Annotated in this window: 7 protein-coding genes; 1 reads left to right on the forward strand and 6 read right to left on the reverse strand. The window is 73.9% G+C overall.

Features of this window, described 5'->3' with window-relative positions; translation table 11 throughout:
- Positions 1 to 100: 100 nt before the first annotated feature.
- The 6 genes from araD to ACZ6KF_RS13180 all read right to left on the reverse strand — a co-directional run bounded on the left by araD (position 101) and on the right by ACZ6KF_RS13180 (position 6486).
- Entirely contained in the window at positions 101 to 1834 is a 1734-nt protein-coding gene (araD, locus tag ACZ6KF_RS13155; protein ID WP_356633096.1) for an L-arabinonate dehydratase, read from the reverse strand.
- Positions 1831 to 2739: a dihydrodipicolinate synthase family protein gene (locus ACZ6KF_RS13160; protein ID WP_469159814.1), complete on the reverse strand. Its 909-nt coding sequence runs from the start codon at positions 2737 to 2739 to the stop codon at positions 1831 to 1833. The genes araD and ACZ6KF_RS13160 overlap by 4 nt, the downstream gene beginning before the upstream one ends.
- A complete protein-coding gene (locus tag ACZ6KF_RS13165) occupies positions 2736 to 3404 on the reverse strand; it encodes a GntR family transcriptional regulator (protein WP_356633100.1) in 669 nt (222 codons plus the stop codon). Before ACZ6KF_RS13165 ends, ACZ6KF_RS13160 begins: the two co-directional genes overlap by 4 nt.
- Before the next feature lie 212 nt (positions 3405 to 3616).
- Positions 3617 to 4216, reverse strand: coding sequence for a TIGR03086 family metal-binding protein (locus tag ACZ6KF_RS13170; RefSeq protein WP_356633102.1), 600 nt, complete (start codon positions 4214 to 4216; stop codon positions 3617 to 3619).
- Positions 4217 to 4381: 165 nt separating this feature from the next.
- Positions 4382 to 5545 (reverse strand): hypothetical protein, encoded by a 1164-nt coding sequence (locus tag ACZ6KF_RS13175; RefSeq protein ID WP_469159813.1) that lies wholly within the window; start codon positions 5543 to 5545, stop codon positions 4382 to 4384.
- Positions 5542 to 6486: a 5-dehydro-4-deoxyglucarate dehydratase gene (locus ACZ6KF_RS13180; protein ID WP_356633106.1), complete on the reverse strand. Its 945-nt coding sequence runs from the start codon at positions 6484 to 6486 to the stop codon at positions 5542 to 5544. Before ACZ6KF_RS13180 ends, ACZ6KF_RS13175 begins: the two co-directional genes overlap by 4 nt.
- Positions 6487 to 6714: 228 nt before the next feature.
- Between ACZ6KF_RS13180 and ACZ6KF_RS13185 the strand changes: the two genes are divergently transcribed.
- On the forward strand, positions 6715 to 7524 hold the full coding sequence (locus tag ACZ6KF_RS13185) for an NAD-dependent epimerase/dehydratase family protein (RefSeq protein ID WP_469159812.1): 810 nt from the start codon (positions 6715 to 6717) through the stop codon (positions 7522 to 7524).
- The last annotated feature ends 301 nt before the right edge of the window (positions 7525 to 7825 follow it).

A 7825-nucleotide genomic window follows, 5' to 3' on the forward strand; every position in this document is an offset into this window, starting at 1 on the left:
GCGTGCGTTCTCGCACGGTGGGGGCGTTCTCCTGCGGGGTGAAGCGCTTTCTCGTGCTGCGTGCGTGGGTCCGGCCGCTTTGGGGCGGCCGGGGGCGGGCTCAGCCCGCGTAGGGGTCCTGCACCTTGCCGGGACGGGCCAGGAACTCGAAGTCGCAGCCGGTGTCCGCCTGGGTGATCTGTTCGTTGTAGAGCGCGCCGTAGCCGCGCTCGTAGCGGGTGGGCGGCGGGGACCACTCGGCCCTGCGCCGCGCCAGTTCGTCGTCGTCGACGTCGAGGTGGAGGACCCGGGCCTCGACGTCGAGGGTGATGCGGTCGCCGGTGCGCACCAGCGCGAGCGGTCCGCCGACGTACGACTCGGGGGCGACGTGCAGCACGCACGCGCCGTAGCTGGTGCCGCTCATCCGGGCGTCGGAGATCCGCACCATGTCCCGTACGCCCTGCTTGAGCAGGTGGTCGGGGATGGGCAGCATCCCGTACTCGGGCATTCCGGGGCCGCCCTTGGGGCCGGCGTTGCGCAGCACGAGCACGCTGTCGGCGGTGATGCCGAGCGCGGGGTCGTTGATGGTGCGCTGCATGGTCCGGTAGTCGTCGAAGACGACCGCGGCGCCGGTGTGCTTGAGCAGGTGCGGCTCGGCGGCTATGTGCTTGATGACCGCGCCGTCCGGGCAGAGGTTGCCGCGCAGGACGGCGACGCCGCCCTCGGGGGCGACCGGGTTGTCCCGGGGACGGATGACGTCGTCGTTGTGGACCTGGGCGCCGGCGAGCTGCTCGCGCAGGGTGTCGTGCGCGACGGTGGGCCGGTCCAGGTGGAGCAGGTCCGTGATCCGGGACAGGAACCCGGGCAGCCCGCCCGCGAAGTGGAAGTCCTCCATCAGGTACGTCTGTCCGCCCGGCCGGACGTTGGCCAGCACCGGGACGGTGCGGGCGATCCGGTCGAAGTCGTCCAGCGTGAGCCTGACGCCCGCGCGGCCCGCCATGGCGATCAGGTGGATCACGGCGTTGGTGGAGCCGCCGAGCCCGAGCACCGTCGTCACCGCGTCCTCGAACGCCTCGCGGGTGAGGATGTCGCTCAGCCTGCGGTCCTTGTGGACCAGTTCGACGATGCGCAGGCCGGCCGCGGCGGCCATCCGGTCGTGGCCGGAGTCGACGGCCGGGATGCTGGACGCGCCGGGGACGGTGACGCCGAGCGCCTCGGCGGCGGCGGTGAGCGTGGAGGCGGTGCCCATCGTCATGCAGTGGCCCGGCGAGCGCGCCAGCCCGCTCTCCAGCTCCAGCATCTCGCAGTCGCCGATGAGGCCGGCCCGCTTGTCGTCCCAGTACTTCCACATGTCGGTGCCGGAGCCGAGGGTCTCGCCGCGCCAGTGGCCGGGCAGCATGGGACCGGCGGGCACGAAGACGGTGGGCAGGTCGGCGCTGGCCGCGCCCATCAGCAGGGCCGGCGTCGACTTGTCGCAGCCGCCCATCAGCACGGCCCCGTCGACCGGGTACGACCGCAGCAGCTCCTCCGTCTCCAGGGCGAGGAGGTTGCGGTAGAGCATCGGGGTCGGCTTCTGGAAGGTCTCGCTCAGCGTGGCGACCGGGAACTCCAGCGGGAAGCCGCCCGCCTGCCACACCCCCCGCTTGACGGCCTGCGCGCGGTCGCGCAGGTGGACGTGGCAGGGGTTGATGTCCGACCAGGTGTTGAGGATGGCGACGACCGGCTTGCCCAGGTGCTCCTCGGGCAGGTAGCCGAGCTGGCGGGTGCGGGCCCGGTGGCTGAAGGACCGCAGCCCGTCGGTGCCGTACCACTGGTGGCTGCGCAGCTCCTCGGGCGCCTTCCTCGGCGTGCTCATATCGACCACCCCGCGACGATGGCGGCGACCTCCGCACGCTCCCCCTCCGGCAGCTGCCTGCTCGGCGGGCGCACCTCCCGGCGGCACAGGCCGAGCACGGCGAGGGCCTCCTTGACGACGGTGACGTTGTTGGCGGAGCCGTTGGCGGCGCGCAGTTCCTCGAAGCGGCGGATCTGCTCCCACACCTTCATCGCGGCCGGGTAGTCGCCCGAGCGCAGCGCCTCGATCATGTTGACCGAGACGGCCGGGGCGACGTTGACCAGCCCGGAGGTGAAGCCGGTGGCGCCGGCGGAGAAGTAGGAGGGGGCGTACGGCTCGGCGAGCCCGGCCACCCACACGAACCGGTCCAGGCCCGCGTCCCGGGCGAACGCGGCGAAGCGGGCGGCGTCCGGGACCGCGTACTTGACGCCGATCACGTTCGGGCAGGCGTCGGCGAGTTCGGCGAGCCGGGCGCCGGTGAGCTGCGCGTTGCGGATGTACGGCACGACGCCCAGCTCGGGCACGGCCTGAGCCACGGCGCGGTGGTAGTCGACCCAGCCGCTCTGCGAGACGTAGGGGTGGACCGGCTGGTGCACCATCACCATCTGCGCGCCCAGGTCCCGGGCGTGCCGGGCGGAGGCGACGGCGGTCGGCACGTCGTGGCCGACGCCGACCAGGATCACGCCCCGGTCGCCGGCCTCGTCCACGGTGATCTCGGTGACCCGGCGGCGCTCCTCGGGGCTGAGGGCGTAGAACTCGCCGGTGTTGCCGTTGGGCGTGAGGGTCCTGATCCCGCCGTCGAGCAGACGACGCAGCAGAGCCCGGTGGACGCCCTCGTCGACGGACCCGTCCTCGGCGAACGGGGTCACCGGGATCGCGACCACGTCGGCGAGTGCCGCCCGCTGGGTCTCGAACGTCGTTGTCATTCCTGACCGTCCTCTCCCTGGGCCATGACTCCCGCATCCGGGAAGGCCCGCTCGACGAACGACGCGATGTGCGCGTGGAGGGCGCGTGCGGCGCCGTCCGCGTCCCCGGCGAGGGCGAGCCGCAGTATCTCGCGGTGCTCGCTGGCCTCCCGGTCCCAGGACGGGCTCGCGGCCCAGGCGACCGCGGAGACCAGGGCGGCCTGGTCGCGGACCTCGTCCAGCATCCGGCCGAGCAGCGGGTTGCCGCAGGGCACGTACAGGGCGCGGTGGAACTCGCGGTTGGCCAGGGAGCGTTCGGCGGTGTCCGTGGCCTCGTCGGCCAGGCTCAGCGCGTTGCGCGCCGCCTCCAGGGACGCGCCGCGCCGCACGCTGCGCCGCAGGGCCTCCGGCTCCAGCAGCAGCCGCACGTCGTACACCTCGCGCGCCATGTCCGCGTCGACCATGCGCACCGTGACGCCCTTGTACTGGCTCATGACCACCAGTCCGGTGCCGGCCAGGGTCTTCAGTGCCTCGCGCACCGGGGTCTTGGACACCCCGAACTGAGCGGCGAGCTCGGTCTCCACCAGGGCCTGCCCGGGCGTCAACTGCCCGGTCAGGATGCGGCGTTTGATCTCCTCCAGCACGTACTGCGTGCGTGAGGGGATCGGCGTGGGCACAGAGGTCATGCGCGCCTCTCGGATCTCGCGTCGGATCGCGTATCGCGTCTCATATATGACGTACGAAGTACGACGCGTTGAAGGTAGGAGGGGGTCTGTGTTTCGTCAATGCTTCGGACAAAGGAAGTGGGGATGACACGCGATCGAGACCTGGGGCGGCGCCCCCTGGACACGGAAAAGGCCCGGCCGAGGCCGGGCCGGGACAGGGGCGTGAGCAGGTGTTATGCCCCCTGCGGGGTCGGGGTCCACCCCGGGTCGCGTCCGCTCAGCCCGATCGCGCGGTCCAGGTCGGACGCTCCGGGCGGCACGGGGACGACGGGGCCGAAGATCGCGTCGCGGCCGGGGTCGCCGGCGGACTCGGCGAGGAAGGCGAGCGCCGACGACAGGGCGGCCGGGTCGGGGTCGTAGGCCTGGCCGGTGGCGACGGCCAGGTCCCAGCCGTGCACGACCAGTTCGTCGATCGCGACGGCCCCGGCGACCGCGCCGGGCAGATCCACCCCGCCGGCGCGCGTCATGCCCGTCCGGGCGGCCGGATCGCGCCACGCCTGCGCCAGCTCGTCGAGGGCCTTGGGCAGCTCCTCCCGCCAGCCGGGCCCGACGTCCGGCAGAGCGGCGTCCGGGGGCGTGTCGGTGGTGGGCCCCAGCTCCTTGCGCCCGGCGTCCCGGAAGGCGACGGCGAGGCCGGCCAGGTGCCCCAGCAGGTGGCGCACCGCGTAGTCCGGGCAGGGCGTCGGGTGCGCGAGCTGCTCGTCGGTCACCCGCTCGGCGAGCCGGGCCAGCACGCGGGTCTGCGGACCCAGGTCCGGGATGGTGTCGGTCATCGGTGTCTCCTCACGGGTACGTGCACTTGTGAGGCAGACCGCCGAAAGCCCGGAAAGTCATCGCGAGACGGCCGCGTCGTCGGCACGAGGGGCCGGCCCGGCCGACCGCCCGGCCCGGCGCCGTGGTTCACAGCCCGCCCGAACCCCCGGGCGGGCCTGCGTGGTTCACAGTCCGGCCAGCGCCCGGCGCACCGCCTTCAGGTCCGCGTCCGACGCCAGCCCGGCGTGGTACAGCCGCAGCTCCGTCGCGCCCAGGTCACGGGCGCGGGAGGCGTCCTCGGCCAGGGTGGCGGGGCTGCCGCCCATGCCGGAGACGACCGTGAAGTTGGCGGCGAGCACGGCGCCCGCGCGGCGCTGCTCGGCGAACGGCGTCAACAGGCCCGCGCCGCCCGTGCAGGGCACGACCACGCCGTCCGCGACGGACAGGATGTGCGCGGGGTCGACGCCCGCGTTGGCCCCGCAGTGGTACGACACCGGGTCCGCGTGCAGGAGGACCTGGAAGCCCTCGGGCGCGGCGGCGCGCACCGCGGCCACCGCCGCCTCCTGGAGGGAGCGCGCGGCGGCGTCCCGGAAGGCGCGGGTGGCGGCGGCCGTGGCCGTGCCGAGCAGCTTCTCGACGCCGGCCCACCCCCCGTCGGACGGCGCCCCCTGCCACACCGGCTCCAGCGCGGTGCGCACGGCGACGGCCAGGTCGCCGGCGTCGAGGCCGTGCGCCTCGTACCCGGCCCGGCAGTCCGGGCAGAAGCACAGCGACATCAGGTACTGCCCGGCGTCGCCGAGCCCGACCCCGCCGATCTTGTCGTGGGCGTGCAGATGGGCGAGCCCGTACCAGCCGAGGGACTCCAGTTCGGTGCCGCGCGCCCCGGGCCGTACGGCCGCCTCTGCGGCGAGGTCGACCAGGTAGGCGCGGGTGGCGGGCTGCGCGATGCAGGGCGCCCACGGGTAGCGGTCGCCGTAGGCGTTGACGACCGAGGTTCCCGGATGTTCCGCGCCGAGGCGGGAGTTGTGCGCGAGGACGACCCAGGTGTGCACCTCCAGACCGGCGTCCGCGAGCGCGGCGGCGGCCTCCCCGTACGCGTCGCCGGGCGCCCAGTCTCCGGCCTCGTACGGCCGCAGCGGGCGCCCTTCCCAGCCGGGCCCCGGCGGGTAGAGGACGGCGGCGTGCTCGGCGGTGACGATGCGGTGCCGCGGGTGCCGGGGCGTCAGCGCCCGCGTGGAGTGGTAGGCGGCGGCCAGGGTCGCCCGCCCCACGCCGGTGCGGGCGATGGTCCTCGCCGCTCCCGGGTCCCCGTTGACGTCCCAGGGGTAGACGAAAGCGGACGTCTTCACTGCGTGCCCTCCTCCAGCAGCGCGTATCCGCGCTCGATCAGCTCGGCGAGTCGCTTCACATGGTCCTCGCCCGGCTCGTGCAGCGGCGGCCGCACCTCCCCGACGTCCAGCCCGCGCAGCCGCACCCCGGCCTTGACCAGCGCGACAGCGTACCCGCGGCCCTGGGCGCGCAGCTCGACGAACGGCCGGAAGAAGCCGTCCAGCAGCCGCCGCACGGTGTCCTCGTCGCCGTCGCCGAGCGCGCGGTGGAAGGCGAGGGCGATCTCGGGGGCGAAGCAGAACACGGCGGAGGAGTACAGCGGGACGCCGATCGCCCGGTAGGCGAGCTGGGTCTGCTCGGCGGTGGGCAGCCCGTTGAAGTAGAGGAAGTCGCCGGGGACCTCGGTGCGCACGGCGCTCACGATGCGCTGCATCAGGTCGAGGTCGCCGAGGCCGTCCTTGAGACCGACGACCCCCTCGGTGCGGGCGAGTTCGACGACCGTTCCCGGCGTGAACACGGCGTTGTCCCGCTGGTAGACGATCACCGGCAGGTCGGTGGCCGCGGCCAGCTCCCGGTAGTGCCGCAGCAGCCCCTCCTGCCCGGCGACGACGAGGTACGGCGGCATGGCGAGCAGCCCGTCCGCGCCCGCCTCCCGCGCCAGGCGCGCGTACCGCACGGCGAGCGCGGTCCCGTAGCCGGCGCCCGCGACGACCGGCACCCGCCCCCGTGTCTCCTCCACCGCCGCCCGCACGCACTCCTGGAACTCCTCGGGCGTGAGCGCGTGGAACTCCCCGGTGCCGCAGCAGGCGAAGACGGCGGCGGCGCCCGCCTCGACCCCCCGGCGCACATGGGCGCGGTAGGCGTCGAGGTTCGGCGAGCCGTCGGGGGCGTAGGCGGTGACGGGGAAGAACAGGGGCCCGCTGGGGACGCTGAGTCGGGCGGCGAGCGGAGATGGCGTCACGGGCTCTCCCTGGAGTCGCTGAAATCCACGATTATGATCGGTGTCCATATCTCTGAACGCGCCTACGCTAAGGTGCCCCTTCGGGGCCGGTCAAGCGCAGTCACGTGCACGCACCACAGGAATCCGGCATCCGGCCGGCACTTGACGTGGAGCGGCACCGCTCCCTAGCGTGTCCACACTTGTGAATTGCGTCCAAGTTGGCGACTGCCGAACCAAGGAGACCCGAGGATGCCCGCTCCCCGCACCGTTCTGCTCACCGGCGCCGCCGGCGGGCTCGGCACCCTGATGCGGGACCTGCTCCCCCCGTACGGCTACGAGCTGCGGCTGCTCGATGTGCGGCCGATCGACGGCGAGCCGGACGCGATCGTCGCCGACCTCGCCGACAAGGCGGCGCTGCGGGAGGCCGTACGGGGCGTCGACGCGATCATCCACCTCGCGGGCATCTCCCTGGAAGCCTCTTTCGAGAAGATCCTCGCCGCGAACATCGCGGGCACGTACAACCTGTACGAGGCCGCCCGCGAGGAGGGCGTCGGCCGCATCGTCTTCGCCTCCTCCAACCACGCCGTCGGCTACACGCCCCGGCCGCAGGGCGACGACCCGCTGATCCCGGTCGACACCCCGCGCCGCCCGGACACCTTCTACGGCCTGTCCAAGTGCTTCGGCGAGGACCTCGCCCAGATGTACTGGGACAAGCACGGCCTGGAGACCGTTTCCGTGCGCATCGGCTCCTGCTTCCCGGAGCCCACCGGCGTGCGGATGCTGTCGCTGTGGATGAGCCCGGCCGACGGCGCCCGCCTCTTCCACGCCGCGCTGACCGCCCAGGACGTCGGACACACCGTGGTCTACGGCTCGTCCGCCAACACCCGCCTGTGGTGGGACCTGTCGTCCGCGCGGGCGCTCGGCTACGAACCGCAGGACGACTCCGAGGTCTTCGCGGACAAGCTCGTCGCCGAGCAGGGCGAGCTGGACCCGGCGGAGGAGGCGCACGCCTACCTCGGCGGCCACTTCGTCACGGACCCGCCGATGTGGCCGTACTGACGTGCCGTGCCCGTCCCGGCCGGCGTAGCGGCGTCGGCGCGCCGGCGCGCTGGGGCCGTACGACCGGCGTACGGGCGCACCGCAGCCGTACCGGGCCGGCGTACTGACCCCCGGAACAACACCCCGCCCCACGGCGGAAAACGATCGTCCGCGGCGGGGGGGGGGGGGGGGGAAAGAAGCCCCCCCCCCCCCCCCCCCTCCCCCCCCCAACCCCCCCCCCCCCCCCCCCCCCCCCCCCCCCACCCCCCCCCCCCTCTCCCCCCCCCCCCCCCCCCCCCCCCCCACCAAACACCCCCCCGAC

This window comes from Streptomyces sp. NPDC046379, from assembly GCF_055587785.1.

What these genes read in the sequence shown, in the direction of transcription:
- araD (WP_356633096.1), bottom strand. Translation starts at nt 1,834, where the DNA reads ATGAGCACGCCGAGGAAGGCGCCCGAGGAGCTGCGCAGCCACCAGTGG.
- ACZ6KF_RS13160 (WP_469159814.1), bottom strand. Translation starts at nt 2,739, where the DNA reads ATGACAACGACGTTCGAGACCCAGCGGGCGGCACTCGCCGACGTGGTC.
- ACZ6KF_RS13165 (WP_356633100.1), bottom strand. Translation starts at nt 3,404, where the DNA reads ATGACCTCTGTGCCCACGCCGATCCCCTCACGCACGCAGTACGTGCTG.
- ACZ6KF_RS13170 (WP_356633102.1), bottom strand. Translation starts at nt 4,216, where the DNA reads ATGACCGACACCATCCCGGACCTGGGTCCGCAGACCCGCGTGCTGGCC.
- ACZ6KF_RS13185 (WP_469159812.1), top strand. Translation starts at nt 6,715, where the DNA reads ATGCCCGCTCCCCGCACCGTTCTGCTCACCGGCGCCGCCGGCGGGCTC.